Annotated in this window: 17 protein-coding genes; 9 read left to right on the top strand and 8 right to left on the bottom strand. The window is 49.3% G+C overall.

Going from position 1 to position 24,405, the window contains the following annotated elements; genetic code table 11:
- Position 1 precedes the first annotated feature (1 nt).
- Together zapD and coaE are read right to left on the bottom strand one after the other, a co-directional pair.
- Complete coding sequence (zapD, locus tag A7K98_RS16280) at positions 2–745, bottom strand: cell division protein ZapD (protein WP_087489501.1); 744 nt, start codon at positions 743–745, stop codon at positions 2–4.
- Entirely contained in the window at positions 742–1,359 is a 618-nt protein-coding gene (gene coaE / locus A7K98_RS16275; RefSeq protein WP_087489500.1) for a dephospho-CoA kinase, read from the bottom strand. Before coaE ends, zapD begins: the two co-directional genes overlap by 4 nt.
- A 197-nt stretch (positions 1,360–1,556) precedes the next feature.
- Between coaE and A7K98_RS16270 the strand changes: the two genes are divergently transcribed.
- Positions 1,557–2,603, top strand: a complete 1,047-nt coding sequence (locus A7K98_RS16270; protein ID WP_087489499.1) for a GMP reductase — start codon at positions 1,557–1,559, stop codon at positions 2,601–2,603.
- A 342-nt stretch (positions 2,604–2,945) separates the two neighbouring features.
- Here the strand turns inward: A7K98_RS16270 and hofC are convergent, their stop codons facing one another.
- The 4 genes from hofC to nadC form a co-directional block, all read right to left on the bottom strand.
- Positions 2,946–4,145: a protein transport protein HofC gene (gene hofC, locus A7K98_RS16265; protein WP_087489498.1), complete on the bottom strand. Its 1,200-nt coding sequence runs from the start codon at positions 4,143–4,145 to the stop codon at positions 2,946–2,948.
- On the bottom strand, positions 4,123–5,523 hold the full coding sequence (gene gspE / locus A7K98_RS16260) for a type II secretion system protein GspE (protein WP_087489497.1): 1,401 nt from the start codon (positions 5,521–5,523) through the stop codon (positions 4,123–4,125). Before gspE ends, hofC begins: the two co-directional genes overlap by 23 nt.
- Positions 5,520–5,966, bottom strand: coding sequence for a prepilin peptidase-dependent pilin (gene ppdD, locus A7K98_RS16255; RefSeq protein WP_087489496.1), 447 nt, complete (start codon positions 5,964–5,966; stop codon positions 5,520–5,522). The genes gspE and ppdD overlap by 4 nt, the downstream gene beginning before the upstream one ends.
- Positions 5,967–6,135: 169 nt before the next feature.
- Positions 6,136–7,014 carry a carboxylating nicotinate-nucleotide diphosphorylase gene (gene nadC / locus A7K98_RS16250; protein WP_087489495.1) on the bottom strand — a complete coding sequence of 293 codons (879 nt, stop codon included), beginning with the start codon at positions 7,012–7,014 and terminating at the stop codon, positions 6,136–6,138.
- 206 nt (positions 7,015–7,220) lie between these two features.
- On the opposite strand from nadC, the gene ampD reads away from it, so the two are divergent.
- Positions 7,221–7,775 carry a 1,6-anhydro-N-acetylmuramyl-L-alanine amidase AmpD gene (gene ampD, locus A7K98_RS16245; protein WP_087490553.1) on the top strand — a complete coding sequence of 185 codons (555 nt, stop codon included), beginning with the start codon at positions 7,221–7,223 and terminating at the stop codon, positions 7,773–7,775.
- 32 nt (positions 7,776–7,807) lie between these two features.
- A complete protein-coding gene (ampE, locus tag A7K98_RS16240; protein ID WP_087489494.1) occupies positions 7,808–8,662 on the top strand; it encodes a beta-lactamase regulator AmpE in 855 nt (284 codons plus the stop codon).
- A gap of 81 nt (positions 8,663–8,743) precedes the next feature.
- Here the strand turns inward: ampE and aroP are convergent, their stop codons facing one another.
- On the bottom strand, positions 8,744–10,099 hold the full coding sequence (gene aroP / locus A7K98_RS16235; RefSeq protein ID WP_087489493.1) for an aromatic amino acid transporter AroP: 1,356 nt from the start codon (positions 10,097–10,099) through the stop codon (positions 8,744–8,746).
- 469 nt (positions 10,100–10,568) lie between these two features.
- Between aroP and pdhR the strand changes: the two genes are divergently transcribed.
- The 4 genes from pdhR (at position 10,569) to lpdA (ending at position 17,692) form a co-directional block, all read left to right on the top strand.
- The gene (gene pdhR, locus A7K98_RS16230) at positions 10,569–11,333 is read left to right on the top strand and encodes a pyruvate dehydrogenase complex transcriptional repressor PdhR (protein WP_087489492.1); all 765 of its coding nucleotides are present in this window, start codon (positions 10,569–10,571) and stop codon (positions 11,331–11,333) included.
- 115 nt (positions 11,334–11,448) lie between these two features.
- Positions 11,449–14,112 (top strand): pyruvate dehydrogenase (acetyl-transferring), homodimeric type, encoded by a 2,664-nt coding sequence (gene aceE, locus A7K98_RS16225; protein WP_087489491.1) that lies wholly within the window; start codon positions 11,449–11,451, stop codon positions 14,110–14,112.
- Positions 14,113–14,125: 13 nt separating this feature from the next.
- Entirely contained in the window at positions 14,126–16,009 is a 1,884-nt protein-coding gene (gene aceF, locus A7K98_RS16220; protein WP_087489490.1) for a pyruvate dehydrogenase complex dihydrolipoyllysine-residue acetyltransferase, read from the top strand.
- Positions 16,010–16,267: 258 nt separating this feature from the next.
- A complete protein-coding gene (lpdA, locus tag A7K98_RS16215) occupies positions 16,268–17,692 on the top strand; it encodes a dihydrolipoyl dehydrogenase (protein WP_169715441.1) in 1,425 nt (474 codons plus the stop codon).
- A gap of 60 nt (positions 17,693–17,752) precedes the next feature.
- On the opposite strand, the gene mgtA is transcribed toward lpdA, so the two are convergent.
- Positions 17,753–20,452, bottom strand: a complete 2,700-nt coding sequence (mgtA, locus tag A7K98_RS16210) for a magnesium-translocating P-type ATPase (RefSeq protein ID WP_087489488.1) — start codon at positions 20,450–20,452, stop codon at positions 17,753–17,755.
- A gap of 778 nt (positions 20,453–21,230) precedes the next feature.
- Between mgtA and acnB the strand changes: the two genes are divergently transcribed.
- A complete protein-coding gene (acnB, locus tag A7K98_RS16200) occupies positions 21,231–23,828 on the top strand; it encodes a bifunctional aconitate hydratase 2/2-methylisocitrate dehydratase (RefSeq protein ID WP_087489486.1) in 2,598 nt (865 codons plus the stop codon).
- A 249-nt stretch (positions 23,829–24,077) separates the two neighbouring features.
- Positions 24,078–24,392: a YacL family protein gene (locus A7K98_RS16195; RefSeq protein ID WP_407703118.1), complete on the top strand. Its 315-nt coding sequence runs from the start codon at positions 24,078–24,080 to the stop codon at positions 24,390–24,392.
- The last annotated feature ends 13 nt before the right edge of the window (positions 24,393–24,405 follow it).

The following is a 24,405-nucleotide window of genomic DNA, read 5'->3' as shown; positions in this document are numbered from 1 at the left end:
CTTAACAACATGCGAGTTCAAACTGTAACCGGGGCGGTATTTCCCCGCCGCCAGTGTCCATCGGTAAAAAACGGATGGCATAACGATTTTTGTGGCCGGAAATTTGTGGATAAAGTGCCGAGCTGTTCTCCAGCCTGAGCCTTAACAAATCGGCATCTTCGGCGGTATCCTGGAAAAAACCATTCAGGCTGGTCTGTGGCTGAAAATTGCCTGACTGGCGAATCAGTTCCAGTACTGAAGTCAGACTTTCGCGCAACGGTTCCAGCGAATCGAACCATTCTGTCACCTGAGACTGACGTTCATCTTCCGGAAGATTCAGCCAGACATGCAAAGCTGGCAGGTCAAAGCTGCAACATCCACCCGGGATGCTCAGACGCTGGCGAACCTGGCTAATAAACCGGTCTTCGCGAAGCTGCTGTCCCATACGCGGGGCACTCATCAGCCGGGCTGACTGACCTTTCAGCTGTTGCTGCAGTTCAGATACCCTGAGCGTATCAACCCCGCTGACGCTCAGCCAGCTTTGCAGTTTCTGTTGTTGGCGATCCAGTTCTTTTACAAGATCTGCCCGCATATCACCACGATCAAAGATATCCAGTAAATCGCCGATTCCGCGGAAAAAACTCAGAGCGGATACCGGATCACTGACCGGCATGCTTCCGGTTAATTGTTGTATGAGATACTCAATTCTCAGCCAGGTACGCATTTTTTCATTTAACGGATATTCAAACAGGACAACAGAACTCATGGTACCGATCCTTTTTTTGCTGACGCCAGTAACTGATAGCGCTGGTGTAGCATCGCCACGACCTGCTGCTGATCCTCCGGTGAACCGGAGTTATCAATCACATCATCGGCAATCTGTAAGCGCGATTGCCGGCTGGCCTGAGCCGTCAGAATGTCAGCGGCCTGCTGACGCGTAATATTATCTCTGTCCATGGTGCGCCGTATCTGGGTTTCTTCATCGACATCCACCACCAACACCCGATCTGCACGATGATGCAAGCCGTTTTCTGCCAGCAGTGGCACGACCCAAAGGCACCAGTCATCGGTAATTGCGGTAATCAATTGCTGTGTCTGTTGCTGAATTAATGGGTGCAACAGAGCGTTCAGCCAGTTTTTACTGGCAGGATCAGCAAAAATGCGCTGTCGTAACCATCCCCTGTCCAGATTGCCTTCAGGCAGTATGGCCTGTGGGCCAAAGTGATGGCGAATCTCTTCAAGAGCCGGTGAACCGGGTTCGACGACCTGACGGGCTATGATGTCTGCATCAACAATTTTTACCCCTAACCGGGCAAACATCTCTGCGATAGTGGTTTTGCCGCTACCAATACCTCCGGTGAGCGCAACAACATAAGGCATATTGCATGTATCCTGACTGTAAGCGGACGAACCGGAATGCAGAGAAACTCACGGGTGGCGAAAATTATCTCAGCCTGATTAAGCGAATTGTAGCGCAATAAAAACCAAAAACGCAGCCTTGTTGTTGCTTTATTGCGGCGTATGATAACACTGGAAGGAACCTACGTTGTCTCACTGTAACAGGAACGGACTAAATTATGCGTATTGAAGAAGATATTAAACTGGGATTCAAGGATGTCCTGATCAGACCCAAACGCTCTACACTGCAAAGCCGCTCTCAGGTTGAACTCAGCCGTGATTTTACCTTTAAACATTCCGGACTAAGCTGGTCCGGGGTGCCGGTCATTGCCGCAAATATGGATACTGTCGGCACTTTTCGGATGGCAACTGCATTGGCCGATTTTGGTATGCTGACCGCCGTTCACAAACACTACAGCGTAGAACAGTGGCAGCAGTTTTTACAGGCTGCTCCGGAAAAGGTACTTAGTCATGTGATGGTATCAACCGGAACGTCTGCTGCTGATTTTGATAAGCTGAAGCAGATACTGTCATTGTCCACCCGATTGAGTTTTATCTGTATTGATGTGGCGAATGGTTACTCAGAGCACTTTGTTAATTTTTTACAACGTGCCAGAGACGCTTTTCCTGATAAAACGATTTGTGCCGGTAATGTCGTTACCGGCGAAATGGTTGAAGAGCTGATTCTTAGCGGTGCCGATATTGTAAAAGTCGGGATTGGTCCTGGTTCAGTATGCACAACCCGGGTTAAAACCGGTGTAGGTTATCCGCAGCTATCGGCCGTCATTGAATGTGCTGACGCAGCTCACGGACTGGGAGGACAGATAGTCAGTGATGGTGGCTGCAGCGTGCCGGGTGACGTAGCTAAAGCATTCGGCGGCGGTGGCGATTTTGTTATGCTTGGCGGAATGCTGGCCGGACATGATGAATGTGAAGGCACCATTGTTGAAGAGAACGGTCACTCCTTTATGCTGTTTTATGGAATGAGTTCGGAATCTGCGATGAAGCGCCATTCAGGAAGTGTCGCAGAGTATCGCGCTGCAGAAGGTAAGACTGTTCGCCTGCCACTTCGGGGGCCTGTTGACCCTACCGTCAGAGATATTCTGGGAGGATTACGATCTGCCTGTACTTATGTAGGAGCTGAGCGATTAAAAGAACTCACCAAGCGCACTACGTTTATCAGGGTCGCAGAGCAGGAAAACCGCACATACAACGGTAAAGAGTAATTTCCCCGCCGTCTGTATAAAAGCAGTCTGCATAATAGTAATCCGCAGGCTGCCTTCTTAATCGGACAGATACTGAACGACTCTGTCATCCCTGACGCGAATGGCGATATAAGTCTGTCGTTTATGTCGCTGCAGGTTGTAGCTTCACCGGTTGTAGCTTCACAGGTTGTAACCTCATTAAGGTTGTAGCGCTATACAGGGCTGTCTGATAACCCTTGCTACAACACCTGTCTGGTGTTGGTGAATAACTGTGTGCCGTTTTCATCAGCTTCTTCCACTGGCAACGGGCCAACGCCCGCGAAGTTAACAGGTATGGAACAAGCTGAATCCCGTAGCCTGCTGCTAAAACAAGGCTTCACCCAGACTGAACATGGGTAAATACATTGCCACCACAATGCTGCCGGTAATAATACCGGTAATCATTAACATGACTGGTTCGACAGACGTTGTCAGTTCAGCTGTAGTTCTGCTGGCCTGGGCTTCATACCAGTCAGCCAGCCTGCCAAATAACTGGTCAAGAGTGCCGGTTTGTTCACCCAACCTTATCAGCATATAGCAGAGCGGCGGAAAACCTACCTGTTGAATTAAGCCTGATGACAGCGATTGTCCTTGTTCAATATGCAGGCGCAAATTTTCCAGTGCCTGATGCCAGAGCCCGCCATGTTGTAGTTGTCCTGTGATGTTCAGTCCTTCCCTTAGTGGCAATCCGGATTGCTGTGTCAGCGCCAGTATGCTGAATATCTGTGCCAGAATTGTGGACTGCCACAAAACACCCGCCAGCGGTAGTCGCAGCAACCAGCGTTGTTCAGTCTGTTGCCATGAGAGATTGTTTTTTCTTTTGAGCCGCCATCCGAAAATTAAGACAATCCAGAACAACAGAATCCCGGGTAACATGGCTAGCAGGTTGTCTGATAACGAGATTAACCAGCGGGTGAATTCAGGTAGTGGTGTGTCTGATGAGCGGTAAATCTCTGCAAATTCGGGCAGCACCCATAACAGCATTCCGCCACTGATCATCACTGTTAGCAACAGCATAAACAATGGATAGCGCATAGCTTTGAATAGCTGCTGTTTCAACTGCAACTGACGTTGCTGTTGCTGTGCCAGTTTCATGCAGCAGTATTCCAGTTTCCCGGTCTGCTCTCCGGCACTGACCAGTGAAATACAGACTGACGGGAAAATCTCTGGCCACTGACGAAGTGCTACCGAAAATGATTGTCCGGATAGTATTTGCTGCTGTAACTGCAGCATTACCGACCGCCAGTGTTTCGCCGGATGGCTGCTAGCCAGCAGATTTAAGCCATCTGCCAGCGGCAGACCGGCTTGTAGCAGAGTACCTGCCTGGCTGAAAAACAGTATTCTGTCCGACCAGCGCCAGTGGCGCGCTGAGTAGGTTTTCTTTCTGGTAATCTGTACCGGCACCAGTCCTTCAGTCTGCATGAAATCGTCCAACTGTTGGCGTGTTCTGACCAGTCTTGTCCCTGAACAGTGTTCGCCCTCACGGTTGACTGCCTGCCAGTCAAACAATATTGAATGATTCACCGGGACCTCCGGTTATCCTGACAACCTCAGCCCAGGATGTCTGGCCCTCTCTGACGGCGTTGAGCCCTGCAAAGAATAGTGTCTGCATTCCCTGACGGGTAGTTATGGAGATTAGCTCCTCAGCAGTAGCATCACGGGCAATAGCCTGATGAAGGTCTCCCTGTACGGTCAGTATTTCAAATAATGCAATACGGCCGTAATACCCGGAAAAACAGAAGTCACAACCAACAGGCAGCCAGTGTGTTAAGCAGGGATCTCCGAATGAAACCGGCAGTGTAATCACTGACTCAGAAACTCTGCGACAGTGAGTGCAAAGTTTGCGAACCAGCCGTTGGGCAATCACCAGTTTAAGAGAGGCGGCCAGCAAATAGCCGGCAATGCCCATCTGTCGCAGGCGAATTAGTGTTTCATGAGTTGAATTGGTATGCAGTGTGGACAGAACCAGATGTCCTGTTTGTGCAGCTTTTACCGCTATTTCTGCGGTTTCATTATCCCGAATTTCGCCAATCATGATGACATCAGGGTCCTGGCGAAGTAAGGCCCGTAGAATACGGGCGAAATCAAGTCCCGCTTTGCTGTTAATCTGCGACTGGTTGACACCATTCAGAGGCATTTCAACGGGGTCTTCAACACTGCTGAGATTTTTATCACTGGTGTTAAGCTGGTTCAGCAGACTATACAGGGTAAATGTCTTCCCACTGCCTGTCGGGCCGGTCACCAGAATCATTCCCTGGGGTTGGCTAAGAACATCAATGACCTGCTTTAAATGCTGTTCGCTCAGTCCCAGTTGTTGCGGATTCAGGGTGGCGGGAAGTAGCTGCAACCGCCTGAGCACCAGTTTTTCTCCAAGCCTGGTAGGCAGAGTCGATAAACGAAAACTGTGATTTTCTCCGTTAATTTCCAGTGATAACTGGCCGTCCTGAGGTAAGCGGGATTCGGCAATATCCAGCCCGGCCAGGATCTTAAACCTGGCAATCAGTGCCGGAGCAGTAAACGAGCCGGGAAGAGTCGCGGGTTGCAGCAAACCATCAATACGTAAACGAATAACGGTACCCTGAAGCGTTTGTTCAAGATGAATATCTGATGCACGTTGTCTGACCGCCAGCTGCAGCAGTTGGCTGGCAACCTGCGGAACACCTGGGATTTCATATTCAGGAACTTCCTGGTGCAAACGGCGAGGCTGATTCCTGAGCTGATTTTCAATTCGGGTCAGTGGCCAAATCTCATATTCCACCTGACACTGGCTGGCAAAACATAATGCTTCGGTGATTTCCGCAGAAGGCTGTGTAGCCACCGCCAGTTTCAACTGTTGATGATCCCTGGAAATAATGCAGGCAGGGAGCTGACGACAGAGAATATCCAGGGATAAACCGGTCATAGTTGCTCCTGTTGATCACTAAATCTGAACTGGTTCTGGCAGTTATTCAGAAGTAAGCGATTCTCGCTCTGGCACTTCTTATACCACTGCAAATCCCCTTTTTTGGCGTCCCAGTGAGGGAAAAGTTGCACACTTAAACCTTTCAGGGTTTCAAGGCCAGTGAGTGTGATTTGCCCGTTGCTGATGGTCACTTTTTCGCTGTAACGGGAGCCCTTTTCGGCGGGGATGCCATAGGTTTCAGCATTGCAGTTTTGCACGCTGCCTCTTTCCATAGCACAGAGCTCAATGGCGGTTTTATAGGGCATCATCAGTTGCAGCATATCGGTGATAGCGGCTTTCTGCAGGTAGTTCTGATAAGCAGGTAACCCAATGGCGCTGAGGATTGCAATGATAGCAATCACGATCATCAGCTCTGTTAGCGTAAATCCTTGCTGGTTATGCATGTTGTCCTCCTTAAGCACTAAGCCAGGAGAATAACGTGGGCATGGCTGAAATACCTGGGGCCGATAATCACGTTGAGAAAGGGCTCTGCGTGATTATCGGGAGGTTTCGGCCATACAATAAAACGTGGGAGATGGCTTCAAAAAACTGCCTGGTAGCAGCCGGTTGTGATTAGCTGGCAGCAGCCTGGAATTGCAGCGATATACTGAGAGGTCTCTGGTGGCGAATCAGGGCGTCTGCTGATACATAACCGATGCCTGTCCGGACCAGTTCATCAAGGTCATCCCCGGAAATATTCCCTCCGGCTTCCAGATGAGTTTGTGCTGCATTTTTTCTGACAAAGTCGACAGCAGTTGTGATCTCAGCTGTAGTAAAACCATTAAGCAAAATAAAGTTAGCTCCGGCACTGCTCGCCTCTGACAACTGCTGTTGAGATGTCACTTCAATTTCAACCGGCCGGTCCGGATCTATCCAGCGGGCATTTTCTATCGCTTCTAATACTGAACCACAGGCAATAATATGGTTTTCCCGCAACGGAATCATGTCACTGAAGTCCAGACAGGCGGATTGCTTCGTACCCATGAGCAGAGCATATTTCAGACTGTTCGTGCCGGGGGTGCTGCTCAGGCTGTCAATCAACCGGGTTTGGGAACCATTCAGTTGCTCAACAAGCTTATTGATTTGTGTGGCAACTCCGGAAAGATTTTGTAAAAAATTAACAACCACACTCTCCGCAACTAACAGCGCTGCTGCCGGGCCATTTACTATTGCCAGTGTCTGACCGGCCTGAATAGCGTCCGAATCGTTGACCTGCCATTGCACAGTGATGCTGGTATCCAGTTGGCTAAATATTTCATCTGCCCAGGCCTTTCCACAGAAAATACCGTCTTCTTTACAGACAATAATGGCCTGTCCTGGTCTGTCTCCTGGCAGGGTAGATGCGGGGTGCGCATTTTTAAGTGCCAGTTGAACAGATTCAGGAATTTCTGTTTGAATTCGTTCCAGTAATAACTGGCGGCAGTGTTCTGCTGCGTAATGGCTGATCGGCATAAGACGGTTTGCTCCTTTAATGGCAGGAATAAATACTGTAGCCTGAAGCGCAACACACCACCAGTTGAATAGAGTAACCAGTTAAGTATCAGGGTAAGCATCGGAATAACCACAATAAACATATGATACTGGTCTGTATTAACAGGAAACAATATCATGCCAGTATTTATGATATTCTCAAATTCAGGCAGGGGAACGGCACAGGTATGAAAATAGAATCAGGCTGGCTGACAGAGGCAAGGAAGGTACCTTCAGAACATTTTAATGAGCGTCCTGAAGATACCAGTCCCTGGTTACTGGTTGTACATAATATCAGCCTGCCTCCTGGCAAGTTTGGCGGCCCATGGATTGATCAGTTATTTACCGGCAACCTTGACCCGCAGGCCGATCCTTATTTCAAAGATATTGCTGAGCTAAAAGTGGCCGCGCATTGCCTGATTCGCCGTGACGGAGAAATTGTCCAGTATGTGGCCTTTGATAAGCGGGCCTGGCATGCCGGACAGTCTTGTTACCAGGGGCAGAGTAATTGCAATGATTTTTCTGTAGGTATTGAGCTGGAAGGAACCGATACTCTTCCCTATACCGAACAGCAATATCAGGCACTCTGTTCACTGACCCGTGCTCTGATGAACTGTTACCCGATTAAAAGTGAACATATTACCGGGCATAGTGATATCGCTCCCGGGCGAAAAACCGATCCGGGAGAAGCTTTTGACTGGCGCTATTACCGCCAACAATTGCTGGCTATGACAAATAAGTAAACCGGAATAAATAAAGAGAAAGGCTGGAAAGTATGACGTTATTTAGTTTGTTACTGGTTCTCGGCTGGGAACGTTTATTTAAGCTCGGTGAACACTGGCAACTTGAGCACCGTCTGAGACCTGTATTTCGTGGACAAACGCATTTCTCGATGGTGCGAACCGGTGGAATGGTTATTCTGGCCATGTTAATCACCCTGGTGCTGGTACTCAGCTTAAAGGGAATATTATTTGGTATTGCCTCTTTATTGTTATGGGTTGTTGTCGGGGTTCTCTGCATTGGTGCCGGAGTGACCCGTCAGCATTATCATGCTTATCTGAAGTCCGCCAGCCATGATGATAACGTTGCTCATCAGGCAATGGCTGAAGAGTTGGGTATGATTCACGGCCTGCCTGATGTCGCCAACGAACGTGTATATCTGCGGGAGCTGCAAAACGCATTATTGTGGATTAATTATCGCTTTTACCTTGCGCCGCTGTTCTGGTTTGTCGTCGGAGGTCCCTGGGGGCCGGTGACGCTGGTGGGTTATGCTTTTTTACGGGCCTGGCAGGGCTGGCTGGCAGCGAATCATACGGCGGCAGAGCGTGAACAATCCGGCGTTGACCGGCTACTGTTTGTTATCGACTGGATTCCGGTCCGTCTGGCAGGGCTGGCCTATGCGTTGCTGGGTCACGGAGAGAAAGCATTACCGGCATGGTTTAAGTTTATGTCAGATGTTCGCCACAAGCCTTATCAGGTTCTGACACAGCTGGCACAATTTTCACTGGAACGCGATCCCTGCACCGATAAAGTTGAAAAACCTCGTATTGCAGTAGCACTGGCGAAACGAATTACTCTGGTGCTGGTAGTTGTAGTGGCGTTACTGACGATTACCGGGACGTTGTTATAACCGGAAAAAGTGTACATCGTAGCGAAAAAAACGGGCGCAGTTCAGACTGCGCCCGTTTCTGTTTATATTGCCCGACAAGTATCAGGCCGCTTGTTTTTTCCTGGTAAAGCGATAACCGATAGCCAGAATAACCAGCCAGACCGGAATCAGCCATACAGATATCGCCATGCCTGGTGTCATCGCCATGATGACCAGGATTGCCAGCATAAACAGCAGGCAGATCCAGTTACCCAGCGGATAGAGCAGCGACGGGAAACGAGTGATTACCCCTTGCTTATCTTTGGCTTTGCGGAATTTCAGGTGCGCCAGACTTATCATCGCCCAGTTAATCACCAATGCAGATACCACCAGTGACATCAGCAAGCCGAAGGCTTTCGCCGGCATCAGATAGTTAATTAATACACCGATTGCAGTGGCTACTGCAGACAAGCCTAAGGCCACATAAGGAACACCACGGCGGTCAACTTTTAGTAATGAACGCGGGCCATTCCCTTGTTTCGCCAGACCGTACAGCATACGGCTGTTACTGTATACGCAACTGTTATACACCGATAATGCTGCAGTCAGAATGACCACATTCAGGGCATTCGCAACCAGACTGTCACCCAATTCATGGAAAATCATGACAAACGGGCTGCCGCCTTCAACGACTTTTGTCCACGGATAAAGAGACAGCAGAATGGTCAGTGAGCCGATATAAAAAATCAGGATACGGTAGATGACCTGATTGGTGGCTTTTGGAATGCTGATTTCCGGATTATCGGCTTCTGCCGCGGTAATTCCTACCAGCTCCAGCCCACCAAAGGAGAACATAATCACGGCCAGTGACATCACCAGCCCGGTAATTCCATGCGGGAAAAATCCGCCTACCTGCCAGATATTGGTGATAGATGCCCCGGGAGCCCCATGGCCGCTGAACAGCATCCAGCCACCAAAAATGATCATGCCCACCACGGCGACAACTTTAATGATTGAAAACCAGAATTCCATCTCACCGTAAATTTTGACGTTTGTCAGGTTGATGGCGTTAATCAGCACGAAGAAGATCGCGGCGGAAACCCAGGTCGGGACATCAGGCCACCAGTACTGGATATATACACCTACAGCGGTGAGTTCTGCCATGGCGACCAGCACATAGAGGACCCAGTAGTTCCAGCCAGAGGCAAACCCGGCAAAACTGCCCCAGTATTTGTAGGCAAAGTGGCTAAAAGAACCTGCTACAGGTTCTTCAACAACCATCTCTCCCAACTGGCGCATAATCATAAACGCAATAAATCCGCCAATGGCATATCCCAGAAGTACCGATGGCCCGGCCATTTTAATCGTTTGAGCAATCCCCAGAAACAGGCCAGTACCAATGGCACCTCCCAGAGCGATCAACTGAATGTGACGGTTTTTTAACCCTCTCTTCAGTGTGTCCTCTTGCTGTTTTTCCATACAAACCTCGTGATGATGAACAGAGCGACGATTCGTAGTTACGAATGCCGCTATTTATTTGACTATGATTATTATTTTTACCCTGTGACTACCGGTGAAAGCACCAAATCAGTCCGCGCATCAGAATAGTGATAAGTTGCCTGTATTGCACCAGACTTTTGTTGTTTAGTGCGGAAAATATGATATACAACTGCCGGACAGCGACAGCGTGGCCGAAAATAGAATTGCCGCGAGCTGATTGTTTTCAAACAAAAATATCCACAGGCCTGTTGAGGGTTATCTGAACAGTTGCCGCACACTCGTCTGAATCGCAGGGCGAAAACAGTGAATAACGGCATTTGATCCTTCTGAAAACGCGATCGCGGATTATAGACACCTGGTAAATAGTTTGTTACTTTACGGCCGTATTTTGCGAATTGGTCATACCAATTATCCGGTTCATGGACAGGAAAATAACGAATACTCCGCGATGGCATATAGCAAAATCCGACAACCCAAGCTCTCTGATGCCATTGAGCAGCAGTTGGCGACACTTATTATGGAAGGTTCACTGTGCCCCGGGGAGCGACTTCCTCCGGAACGTGAGCTTGCACGCCAGTTTGAAGTGTCACGCCCTTCAGTGCGCGAAGCTATTCAACGTCTGGAAGCCAGAGGATTATTATCACGGCGCCAGGGAGGAGGAACCTTCGTGCAAAACGAGTTGTGGCAAAGTGTCAGCGATCCACTGGTCGGGTTGCTGGCCAACTCTTCGGAATCCCGTTTTGATTTTCTGGAAACACGGCATGCGCTGGAAGGTATAGCCGCGTATTATGCTGCTCTGCGGGGAACCGAGGAAGACTTGCAGCGAATTCAGGAATATTATCTGCGGATTCGGCTGGCCCAGGACAGTGGCAACCTTACTGCTGAAGCCAGTGCCGTCATTAAATATCAAATAACCGTTACCGAAGCCGCCCATAATGCTGTGTTACTGCATTTGGTTCGTGCAATGGGACCGTTACTTGAGCAAAATGTCCGGGAAAATTTTGAAATACTTTACTTAAGTCGCGATATGTTAGCGAAAGTGAGCGGACACCGCGCCAGAATTTTTGAGGCGATTATTGCACGTGAGCCGGAAAAAGCCCGTGAAGAATCAAACTCACACCTGGCGTTTATTGAGGAGATATTGCTGGACAGAAGTCGGGAACAAAGCCGGCGGGAACGTTCTTTAAGGCGTCTTCAGCAACGCAAGGATTAAGCACATTCGGTGTGCAATAAAATATAGGTTTATCTGCGGTTTTGTACCCTGAAATTTGCCGGTCAGATATTCTTATGAAAACTCAACGAAATAGACACAGATAAGGAATAGCCCCATGTCAGAACGTTTACCTAATGACGTGGATCCGATTGAAACCCGCGACTGGCTACAGGCGCTCGAATCGGTCATCCGTGAAGAAGGTGTTGAACGTGCTCAGTACTTAATTGATCAGGTACTGGACGCTGCACGCAAAGGTGGTGTTAATGTTGCGGCCGGTGCTACGGTACACAACTATATCAATACTATTGCCGTTGAAGACGAACCGGAATACCCGGGGAATCAGTCACTGGAACGACGCATTCGTTCAGCCATTCGCTGGAATGCTATTATGGCAGTACTGCATGCCTCCAAAAAAGATTTGGAGCTGGGTGGGCATATGTCGTCCTTCCAGTCATCAGCGACCATCTACGAAGTGTGCTTTAACCACTTCTTCCGCGCCCGTACCGAGCAGGACGGTGGCGATCTGGTTTACTTCCAGGGTCATATCTCTCCCGGTATATACTCCCGTGCTTTCCTTGAAGGCCGTCTGACCGAAGATCAGATGAATAACTTCCGTCAGGAAGTTCACAGTAAAGGTTTATCGTCCTACCCGCATCCAAAACTGATGCCGGATTTCTGGCAGTTCCCGACTGTATCTATGGGGCTGGGGCCGTTGGCTGCGATTTATCAGGCGAAGTTCCTGAAATATCTGGAACACCGTGAACTGAAGAAAACTTCAGCGCAAACCGTTTATGCCTTCCTGGGTGACGGTGAGATGGATGAGCCGGAATCAAAAGGCGCTATCACCATCGCAACCCGTGAAAAACTGGATAACCTGGTGTTTATCATTAACTGTAACCTGCAGCGTCTTGATGGCCCGGTAACAGGTAACGGTAAAATTATCAACGAGCTGGAAGGTATCTTCGCAGGTGCCGGCTGGGAAGTGATCAAGGTTATCTGGGGTGGCCGTTGGGATGAGCTGCTGCGTAAAGATACCAGCGGTAAGCTGATCCAGCTGATGAATGAAACCGTTGATGGTGATTACCAGACCTTTAAATCCAGGAATGGTGCTTATGTTCGTGAGCACTTCTTTGGTAAATATCCGGAAACCGCTGCATTGGTCAAAGATATGACCGATGATGAAATCTGGTCTCTGAACCGCGGTGGTCACGATCCGAAGAAAGTTTATGCTGCTCTGAAAAAAGCGCAGGAAACTAAAGGTAAGCCAGTAGTGATCCTTGCCCACACCATTAAAGGTTACGGCATGGGTGAAACTGCAGAAGGCAAAAACATTGCTCACCAGGTGAAGAAAATGAACATGGATGGCGTGCGCTATATCCGTGATCGTTTTAATGTGCCGGTCAGCGATGATCAGATTGAAAAACTGCCTTATGTGACCTTTGAGAAAGGCTCAGAAGAGTATAACTACCTGCATGGCCAGCGTGAAAAACTGGGTGGCTATCTGCCAAGCCGTCAGGAAAAATTCAGCGAAAAACTGGAAATTCCTGCGCTGGATGAGTTCAAATCTCTGCTGGAAGAGCAGAATAAAGAGATCTCAACCACCATTGCTTTCGTCCGTGCCCTGAACGTTATGCTGAAAAATGCTTCAATCAAAGATCGTCTGGTACCGATCCTTGCTGATGAAGCCCGTACCTTTGGTATGGAAGGCTTGTTCCGTCAGATCGGTATTTACAGTCCTAATGGTCAGCAATATACCCCTCAGGACCGTGAGCAGGTTGCTTACTATAAAGAAGACGAAAAAGGTCAGATCCTTCAGGAAGGGATCAACGAACTGGGTGCCGGGGCTTCCTGGCTGGCTGCGGCCACTTCGTACAGTACTAACAATCTGCCGATGATCCCGTTCTACATTTACTATTCAATGTTCGGTTTCCAGCGTATTGGTGATTTGTGTTGGGCGGCAGGTGATCAGCAGGCGCGTGGCTTCCTGGTGGGCGGAACCTCAGGACGTACAACGCTGAACGGTGAAGGCCTGCAACACGAAGATGGTCACAGCCATATTCAGTCTCTGACTATCCCTAACTGTATCTCTTACGATCCAGCCTATGCCTATGAAGTTGCAGTGATCATGCACGACGGTCTGGAGCGGATGTATGGTGAGTCTCAGGAAAATGTTTATTATTACATTACAACCCTGAACGAAAACTACCATATGCCAGCGATGCCAGAGGGTGTCGAAGAGGGTATCCGTAAAGGTATCTACAAACTCGACAGCGTTGCAGGCAGCAAGGGCAAAGTACAGTTACTGGGCTCAGGATCTATTTTACGCCATGTACGTGAAGCCGCAGAAATTCTGGCCAAAGATTACGGCGTTGGTTCTGATGTCTACAGTGTGACATCGTTTACTGAACTGGCCCGTGACGGGCAGGACTGTGAGCGTTGGAATATGCTGCATCCGACCGAAGAGCCTCGTGTACCTTACATTGCTCAGGTGATGAATGAAGCACCGGCCGTAGCGTCAACTGACTACATGAAACTGTTTGCCGAGCAGGTACGTAACTATATTCCTGCCAGTGATTACCGCGTGCTGGGTACCGATGGTTTCGGTCGCTCTGACAGCCGTGAGAATCTGCGTCATCATTTCGAAGTTGATGCTTCTTATGTGGTGGTGGCTGCACTGGGTGAACTGGCGAAACGCGGTGAGATTGATAAAAATGTGGTGGCTGAAGCTATCCGCAAATTTGATATCCATGCGGATAAAGTCAACCCGCGTCTGGCCTAAGAGGTAATGATTGATGTCTATTGAAATCAAAGTTCCGGATATCGGTTCCGATGAAGTTGAAGTGACCGAAATTCTGGTCAAAGTGGGTGACAAGGTAGAGACCGAGCAGTCACTGATCACCGTAGAAGGTGATAAGGCATCTATGGAGGTGCCTTCACCTCAGGCGGGTGTGATCAAAGAAATTAAAGTCGCAGTTGGTGACAAAGTTGAAACTGGCTCACTGATTATGGTGTTTGAATCTGCTGATGCGGCTGTAGAAAGCAAAGCGGAAGCACCTAAGGCAGCTGCACCTGCGGCGGCCCCTGCTGCCAGCAGTGCAGTGCGTGAAGTGAATGTGCCTGACATTGGCGGCGATGAAGTAGAAATTACTGAGATTCTGGTGAAGGCGGGGGATACCGTTGAAGCTGAGCAGTCTCTGATCACCGTTGAGGGCGATAAAGCCTCGATGGAAGTCCCTGCACCATTCGCGGGTAAAGTGAAAGAGATCAAAGTGGCGACCGGTGACAAAGTCAGTACCGGTTCGCTGATTATGATTTTCGAAACTGCTGAAGCTGGTGCAGCAGCTGCGCCTGAAGCTCCGGCTTCCCAGGCATCGGCATCGGCACCTGCCGCTGCTCAGGCTAAAGAAGTCCAGGTACCAGATATCGGCGGTGATGAAGTAGAAGTCACCGAAGTGATGGTCAAAGTGGGCGACAAAATTGCAGCAGAGCAATCACTGATCACTGTTGAAGGCGACAAGGCCTCGATGGAAGTTCCGGCGCCGTTTGCCGGGACAGTCAAAGAGATCAGGATTGCGACCGGAGATAAAGTCAGCACCGGCTCACTGATCATGGTGTTTGAAGTGGCGGGTGCAGCAGCACCTGCTCAGACCGTGGCACCTGCTGCAGCGCCTGCGCCTGCTGCAGAAAAACCAGCGGCTCCGGCTGCGGCGAAACCTGCAACACCGGTACCGGCGGCGAAAAATGATTTTGCCGAGAATGACGCCTATGTCCATGCCACTCCGGTTATCCGCCGCCTGGCTCGTGAATTTGGTGTGAACCTGGCGAAAGTCAAAGGCACGGGTCGTAAGAACCGCATTCTGCGTGAAGACGTACAGGCTTATGTTAAAGATGCAGTGAAACGTGCAGAAGCACCGGCTGCAGCTGCTGGCATTAGCGGAATGCTGCCATGGCCAAAAGTTGATTTCAGCAAATTTGGCGAAATCGAAGAAGTTGAACTGGGTCGTATTCAGAAACTGTCAGGGGCTAACCTGAGCCGTAACTGGATGATGATTCCCCATGTTACTCATTTCGATGAAACAGATATCACTGAGCTGGAAGCCTTCCGTAAGCAGCAAAACGTGGAAGCTGAGAAGCAGAAACTGGATGTGAAAATCACTCCTGTTGTCTTCATCATGAAGGCGGTAGCTAAGGCGCTGGAAGCATATCCGCGTTTTAACAGTTCAATTTCTGAAGATGCGCAACGTTTAACGCTGAAAAAATACATTAATATCGGTGTCGCAGTCGATACGCCAAACGGCCTGGTCGTTCCGGTATTCCGCGATGTTAACAAAAAAGGTATTACCGAGTTATCTCGCGAGTTAATGGAGGTCTCCAAAAAAGCCCGTGGTGGTAAGCTGACCTCCGGCGATATGCAGGGCGGTTGCTTTACTATCTCCAGCCTTGGCGGGTTGGGAACCACGTCCTTTACTCCGATTGTCAACGCGCCAGAGGTTGCCATTCTTGGCGTCTCTAAATCTGCGATGAAACCGGTATGGAATGGTAAAGAGTTTACCCCACGCCTGATGCTGCCGTTATCACTGTCGTTTGACCATCGGGTCATTGACGGTGCCGATGGTGCACGGTTTATCACTTACATCAATCAGGTGCTGTCAGATATTCGTCGCCTGGTGATGTAAAGCAGGATGGATAAGGCCGGTGAAGACCGGCCTTATTGCTATTAACGCAGATTGACAGGTTGTTTTTTGGGTTCAGCCGGCCCTGGCTGACAGGGATGTGCTGATACCGGAAAGTCGTTTTTCTGTTCAGACAAAGCCGTTTGCAGTTTATTAACAATTCTGTAAACTCTTGCGCTAAATGCGTCCCGGTGGCTAGCTGAACGTTATCACTGATAACAACTGGCGTCGGACCGCCGGATAGTCAACTAAGAGGTCATGATGAGTACAGAGATTAAAACCCAGGTCGTGGTACTTGGAGCGGGCCCTGCAGGTTACTCTGCGGCTTTCCGTTGTGCCGATTTAGGATTAGAGACAGTACTGGTTGAACGCTACAGCACTCTTGGTGGTGTTTGTCTCAATGTGGGTTGTATCCCTTCCAAAGCGCTGTTGCATGTGGCGAAAGTCATTGAAGAAGCAAAAGCGCTGGAAGCACACGGTATTGTCTTCGGTCAGCCACAAACTGATATCGATAAAGTCCGTACCTGGAAAGAGAAAGTCATTAACCAACTGACCGGCGGTTTAGCCGGTATGGCGAAAGGTCGTAAAGTTACCGTAGTCAACGGGCTGGGTAAATTTACCGGGGCCAATACTCTGGTAGTTGAAGGTGAAGGCGGCGCGACAACGATTAACTTCGATAACGCGATTATTGCTGCCGGCTCACGTCCGGTGAAATTGCCTTTCATTCCACATGATGACCCGCGTGTCTGGGACTCTACAGATGCACTGGAGCTGAAAACTGTCCCTGAGCGTCTGCTGATCATGGGTGGTGGGATTATCGGTCTGGAAATGGGTACCGTTTACCATGCTCTGGGTTCACAGATTGAAGTCGTTGAGATGTTTGATCAGGTGATCCCTGCAGCTGATAAAGACGTAGTGAAAGTATTCACTAAGCGTATCAGCAAGCAGTTTAAACTGATGCTGGAAACGAAAGTCACCCAGGTCGAAGCTAAAGAAGATGGTATTTATGTTTCGATGGAAGGCAAAAATGCCCCTGCTGAACCACAGCGTTATGATGCTGTGCTGGTAGCTATCGGACGCGTACCGAACGGTAAGAATCTGGATGCCGGCAAAGCTGGCGTTGAAGTTGATGATCGTGGCTTCATTCAGGTTGATAAACAAATGCGTACCAACGTCCCGCATATCTATGCGATTGGTGACATTGTGGGTCAGCCAATGCTGGCACACAAAGGTGTGCATGAAGGTCATGTGGCAGCTGAAGTCATCTCTGGTAAGAAACACTATTTCGATCCAAAAGTGATTCCTTCTATCGCTTACACCGAGCCGGAAGTTGCCTGGGTTGGTCTGACCGAAAAAGAAGCCAAAGAGAAAGGCATCAGTTATGAAACCTCTGTCTTCCCATGGGCGGCTTCGGGGCGTGCGATTGCCTCTGACTGTGCAGACGGTATGACTAAACTGATTTTCGACAAAGAGTCACACCGTGTTATCGGTGGAGCGATTGTCGGGACCAATGGTGGTGAACTGTTGGGCGAAATCGGTCTGGCGATCGAAATGGGCTGTGATGCTGAGGATATTGCTCTGACTATTCACGCTCACCCGACTCTGCATGAATCAGTCGGCCTGGCGGCAGAAATTTACGAAGGTAGCATTACCGATCTGCCAAATCCGAAAGCGAAGAAAAAGTAATTTTCGGAATCATGATGGAAACGGCTCCGGATGGAGCCGTTTTTTTTTACCGCTGAGAAATTAAAACCACTGACCAAACCGGCGGCAGTAGAGTTGTTTCATCGTCTGACTCAGCAGGCAATAGCCTGCCAGAATGAGCAACAGCCACGGGAAATAGCTGAGTGGTAAAGCCTGTAAGTGAAAATTAGCCGCCAGCGGCGAGTAGGGCAATACAATGCCGATCACCACCACTGCCAGAGTGCTCAGTAATACCGGCCAGCGGGCGCAGCTCTGTAAAAATGGCACTTTACGGGTTCTGAGCATATGGACTACCAGCGTCTGTGATAATAATCCTTCGACAAACCACCCTGACTGAAACAAAGACTGAGTTTCACTGCTGTGAGCCGCAAAAACGTGCCACATCAGGGCAAAAGTTGCCACATCGAACACTGAAGATACCGGGCCAAAAAACAGCATAAACCGGCCGATATTGCCCGCATCCCATTGCCGGGGTTTTGCCACAAACTCCTCATCCATTGCATCCCAGGGTAATACCATCTGTGACACATCATAAATCAGATTTTGCAGCAGTAACTGAATCGCCAGCATGGGCATAAAAGGGATAAATGCACTGGCAATCAATACTGAAAATACATTGCCAAAATTTGAGCTGGCGGTAATGTTCAGATATTTAATAATATTGCCAAAAGTCTGACGACCAATTCGTACCCCTTTTTCCAGCACCTGCAAATCTTTCTCCAGCAGGATAATATCTGCTGCACTCTGCGCAATCTGAGTAGCATTATCAACAGAGATCCCGACATCCGCGGCATGTAATGCAGCGGCATCATTAATACCGTCCCCCAGGAAGCCGACAGTTTCTCCGCCAGCCTGGAGCAGAGTGACAATCCGGGTTTTATCAGACGGTGTCAGTCGGGCAAAAATAGTATGGCCGGCCAGTTGCTGTTGCAGGGTGTCATCATCCATTGCTGCAATTTCTGGCCCCTGCAACGGTTGCCCGCTGTCCAGTCCCAGTTCTTTGCAGATTTTTTCGGTGACTTCTGCATTATCCCCGGTCAGCACTTTTACCTGCACCCCGTGCTCTTTAAGTGCCCGGAGTGCAGTATCGGCGCCGCGTTTTACCGGATCAAGAAACAACAGGACACCGCACAGAGTCAGATTTTGTTCATCGTCATAAGTCAGACGCCGCAGAGATTCTGTCATATCCAGAGTTTTACGACCCAGCAACAGTACGCGGTATCCTTCGCGGTTGTAACCGGCAATTTTATCCCGTAACTGGCGATTTAATTCGGGAGTCAGCTCTGACTCCTGGTCCCCGGAGAGCACATACTGACAGCGAGCCAGCATCTCTTCGCTGGCACCTTTGCTGATCAGTTGCTGGCGACCGTGGTCATCATAAACAGAAACAGACAGACAGCGACGGGTAAAGTCGAAAGGTAATTCGTCAGCTTTGCGGACATGCATCAGACGCCTGGCCATACCATGTGCATTGGCAAAGCGGTTGATTGCTCTGTCCATCGGGTTATCAATTCCCTGCTGGAAATGGCTGTTCAACCAGGCCATTTCAGCAACACGGGGATCTTCCTCGCCCTGCAGATTCAGCGCCTGTTCAAGGACAATATTATCGTCAGTCAGGGTGCCGGTTTTATCAGTACAAAGAACGGTCATTGCCCCGAGGTTCTGAATAGCATTGATCCTTTTTACCACCACCTGGCGAGCAGCCAGAGCCATTGCCCCTTTAGCCAGATTGGTACTGACAATCATTGGCAGCATTTCCGGAGTGAGGCCGACAGCGACTGCCAGAGAAAAAAACAATGCTTCTGTCCATTCGCCTTTAGTAAAACCGTTGATCAGGAAAACGATCGGTACCATCAGCACCATAAAGCGGATCAATAACCAACTGACACTGTTTACACCTTTATCGAAAGACGTTTTAGGTGCCTCACCGGCAATACTGCCAGCCAGTGATCCAAACCAGCTATGTTCGCCAGTGGCAACCACGACAGCAGTGGCAGAACCACTAAGTACACTGGTACTCATCAGCACAATGGCAGGCTGGTGTAGCAGGGCATTTTCACTGACACTGGATAATGTCTCTTCCTCTGTCAGCCTGGCGTGTTTTTCCACCGGCAGAGTTTCTCCGGTTAGTGCTGACTGATTCAGTTGTAATGAGGTACTTTCCAGCAACCGCATATCAGCGGGAATAATATCCCCGGCACTCAGCAGAACAATATCTCCGGGCACCAACTGATGGCGGGGGACTTTAGCTTCGATTGGCTGGTTTTGTGCATCACGACGACGCACTGTGGTAGTTACTTCAACCAGTGAGTTAAGGGCGTTCGCTGCTTTATTGGTTCTGAACTCCTGAACAAAACGTAGCAGGGTGCTGAACAGGATCATGCAGCTCATGATGATGACCCCGGTGAGGTCCGGAGTATCTCCTGAACGGAGTGGAATCCAGTAATCCGTAATAAAACTGACGGCAGCTAATGCCATCAGAACGTAGATAAACGGATTATTAAACGCCAGTATCCACTGCAGCAGAGCGGAAGGGGCTTTTTTAGTGGCGATTTCATTAGGGCCAAAGGTTGCCTGGCGTTCATTCACCTGCTGTATGGTGAGCCCGTCAGTAGTGGCATCCAGTAGCTCCAGAGTGGTCTCTGTGCTGGTCGCAATATGCCGGGTAATCTGCCAGTCATTTTGCTGTTGCGGTTGTTTTTTTCCCTGCAGTGGCAGAGAGAAATTTATAATCTGAGTCATCTCTTTTGGTCCATTTATTTACCGCCAGGCACGCTTCACAGCGATACAGGCAGCCAGTCATTGAGATGCGTTGCAGATTTTTCGGGGTTCAGGCGGGAATACCCCTGCAACGCGCGTAACGTTGCCTGGTCGGGTCATCATCCATTTTGGGCTCCTTCATTAACCGCACGGATGTGCAATGCTGATTTTAAAAAACTGGGACTATCGGAATGTGTGCCTGAGAGGCTCGCCCGGAGGAAAGAGGGTATGGGTAATCATTGTGAGTGACCTCGCGTCTGTTGCAAAAAATAAGACAAGCGGGGCATCATTTATGGCTCGCTGTCTGCCGGTTGAGGCAGACAATATATTTATCTGCCCTTGTTGGTTCGGTAACTGTTCAAGGGAGGTTCCTGTGATTAAAGACGGGCAAAATATAAGGTTTTTATTCTTGTCGGTAAACCTGTAACTTAAACCATGAATCAACCATCGAAATTTTTATCTGGCGGAAGGATGCACAAGCTCACAGTCGCCAGCAGAGTTACAGGTTATAGTTTGTCGTTATATTTCTGGGATAGTCGTCATTATTATAATAATTTATTATTTTTCAATTAGTTATATAAATGTGAGCTCAGCGAAGGGCCTGGTGCAGATATGTTGATTTTTTGTAAACAGATTAACAATCAGACAGGTTCCTGATATGCTGTCAAGGCGGAACCGGACACCGTAACCCTGCATAGAAAAATATCAAGTGGTGAGTCGGGGGCCCGGAAGCCAATACAATGTGAGTGAGGAGAACGTCGTGCTAGAAGAATACCGTAAGCACGTTGCCGAACGTGCTGCCCAGGGAATTGTACCAAAACCCTTAGATGCAACCCAAATGGCAGCACTGGTTGAACTGCTGAAAAACCCGCCAAAGGGTGAAGAAGAATTTCTGACAGACTTACTGATAAACCGTGTTCCCCCTGGTGTTGATGAAGCCGCCTATGTGAAAGCCGGTTTTCTGGCCGCCATTGCCAAAGGTGAAGCGACTTCCCCACTGGTTACCCCTGAAAAAGCTATCGAACTGCTGGGTACTATGCAGGGTGGCTACAATATTCATCCACTAATTGAAGCCCTGGATAACGACAAACTGGCCCCGGGCGCGGCAAAAGCGTTATCTCATACACTGCTGATGTTTGATAACTTCTACGATGTAGAAGAGAAGGCGAAGGCCGGAAACAGCTATGCGCAGCAGGTATTACAATCCTGGGCCGATGCAGAATGGTATCTGTCCCGTCCTCAACTGGCCGAAAAAATCACACTGACAGTATTCAAGGTTACCGGTGAAACAAATACCGATGATCTGTCGCCTGCGCCGGATGCCTGGTCACGTCCTGATATCCCGTTGCATGCTCTGGCGATGCTGAAAATTGCCCGCGAAGGTATTGAGCCGGATGATGCCGGCAATATCGGCCCGATTAAACAAATCGAAGCACTGCAAAGCAAGGGCTTCCCGCTGGTTTATACCGGTGATGTTGTTGGTACCGGATCTTCTCGTAAATCAGCAACCAACTCGGTGTTGTGGTTCATGGGTGAAGACATTCCTTATGTACCTAACAAAAAGGGTGGTGGTCTGGTTCTGGGTGGTAAAATTGCACCTATCTTCTTCAACACGATGGAAGATGCCGGTGCATTGCCAATTGAACTCGATGTCAGCGAACTCAATATGGGTGACGTGATTGACGTTTATCCGTACAAGGGTGAAGTTCGTCGTCATGACAGTGATGAACTACTGGATAAGTTTGAGCTGAAAACTGATGTACTGCTGGATGAAGTACGTGCCGGAGGAAGAATCCCGCTGATTATCGGTCGTGGCCTGACTACCCGTGCCCGTGAATCACTGGGGCTGCCTCACAGTGATGTCTTCCGCAAAGCAAAAGATGTTGAGAAAAGCAGCCGTGGTTTCTCCCTGGCGCAGAAAATGGTCGGGCGCGCATGTGGCGTAGCCGGCATTCGCCCTGGTGAATACTGCGAACCTAAAATGACCTCTGTCGGCTCGCAGGATACCACCGGTCCGATGACCCGTGATGAGCTGAAAGATCTGGCATGTCTGGGCTTCTCTGCTGACCTGGTGATGCAGTCTTTCTGTCATACTGCGGCTTATCCTAAGCCGGTAGACGTTGCGATGCAGCACTCTCTGCCTGACTTTATTATGAACCGTGGTGGTGTTTCACTGCGTCCTGGCGACGGTATTATCCATAGCTGGTTAAATCGTATGTTGTTACCGGATACTGTAGGTACTGGCGGTGACTCTCACACCCGTTTCCCGATTGGTATTTCGTTCCCGGCAGGTTCAGGGCTGGTGGCATTTGCTGCGGCCACTGGCGTGATGCCTCTGGATATGCCTGAATCGGTACTGGTACGTTTTAGCGGTAAAATGCAACCGGGTATCACCTTACGTGACCTGGTACATGCCATCCCACTGTATGCTATCAAACAGGGTCTGTTAACCGTTGAGAAGAAAGGTAAGAAGAACATCTTCTCTGGCCGGATTTTGGAGATTGAAGGGCTGCCGGAACTCAAAGCCGAACAGGCTTTTGAACTTTCCGATGCATCAGCAGAACGTTCTGCCGCAGGCTGTACCATTAAACTGGATAAAGCGCCGATTATCGAATATCTGAATTCGAATATTGTGCTGCTGAAATGGATGATTTCTGAAGGTTACGGCGATCGTCGTACCATCGAACGTCGTATTCAGGGAATGGAAAAATGGCTTGCCGATCCGCAACTGTTGGAAGGTGATGCTGATGCCGAATATGCCGCAGTGATTGATATTAATCTTGATGAAATCACTCAGCCTATTCTGTGTGCTCCAAACGATCCGGATGATGCCAGACTGTTGTCTGATGTTCAGGGCACCAAAATTGACGAAGTATTTATCGGTTCCTGCATGACCAACATTGGCCATTTCCGTGCGGCTGGTAAATTACTGGACAGCCAGAAAGGTCAGTTACCAACACGTCTGTGGGTTGCTCCACCGACTAAAATGGACGCCGCTCAGTTAACTGAAGAAGGCTACTACAGCGTCTTTGGTAAGAGCGGAGCCAGGGTAGAGATTCCGGGCTGTTCATTGTGTATGGGTAACCAGGCACGTGTAGCGGACGGGGCAACGGTAGTATCTACTTCTACCCGTAACTTCCCTAACCGTTTAGGTAACGGAGCCAATGTTTACCTGGCTTCTGCTGAGCTGGCGGCAATTTCTTCTCTGCTGGGCAAATTGCCAACTCCGGAAGAATATCAGCACTACATGGCTCAGGTAGATAAAACAGCCAGCGATACCTATCGTTATCTGAACTTTGATCGCCTGTCACAGTACACAGAAAAAGCCGATGGTGTCATTTTCCAGAGCGCCGTCTGATTTTTAAACGTTGTCTCTGAGCTAGCTAAAGCACAGCATCCGCTGTGCTTTTTTTGTTTTTCTTCAGGCTGATTTCTAACGGTGGAGTGAAGACACTTTCCTGCCAATGGTGTCCGCAGTTCGGTTATTTGGTTACACTATGCTGATTCTCTGTCAGCACCAGTGCGCTGACAGGCATAACGTCGCAGTAAGGAGTCCGATGTGGAATACCAGTTTGTCAATGATGTCACCGGCAATGTTATCGTCAGGATGTCGATGGATCATGAAGCCGTGGGGCACTGGTTTAATGAAGAAGTGCAGGGTGATATGGCGCTGCTGGATGAGGTAGTCGCGGCATCACTGGCACTGAAAGGCACCGAAAATCAGTGGCAGAAAACCGGTAAAGAATACACGCTGTGGCTGGATGCGGAAGAAGTGATGATTGGTGCTAATCTGCTTTCTTTCGAAACGGATGAATTAGAAGAAGGAATGGCCTACTACGATCAGGAATCCCTGTCATTCTGCGGGCTGGAGGATTTTCTGCAGCTGATTTCGGCTTACCGTGAATTTGCCCGTGGTCGCTAAGTAACACGTTGTC

The organism is Tatumella citrea (assembly GCF_002163585.1).
Lineage (GTDB): Bacteria > Pseudomonadota > Gammaproteobacteria > Enterobacterales > Enterobacteriaceae > Tatumella > Tatumella citrea.
Note: the sequence above shows the minus strand (reverse complement) of the source record. Positions and strands in the feature narration are given on the sequence as shown.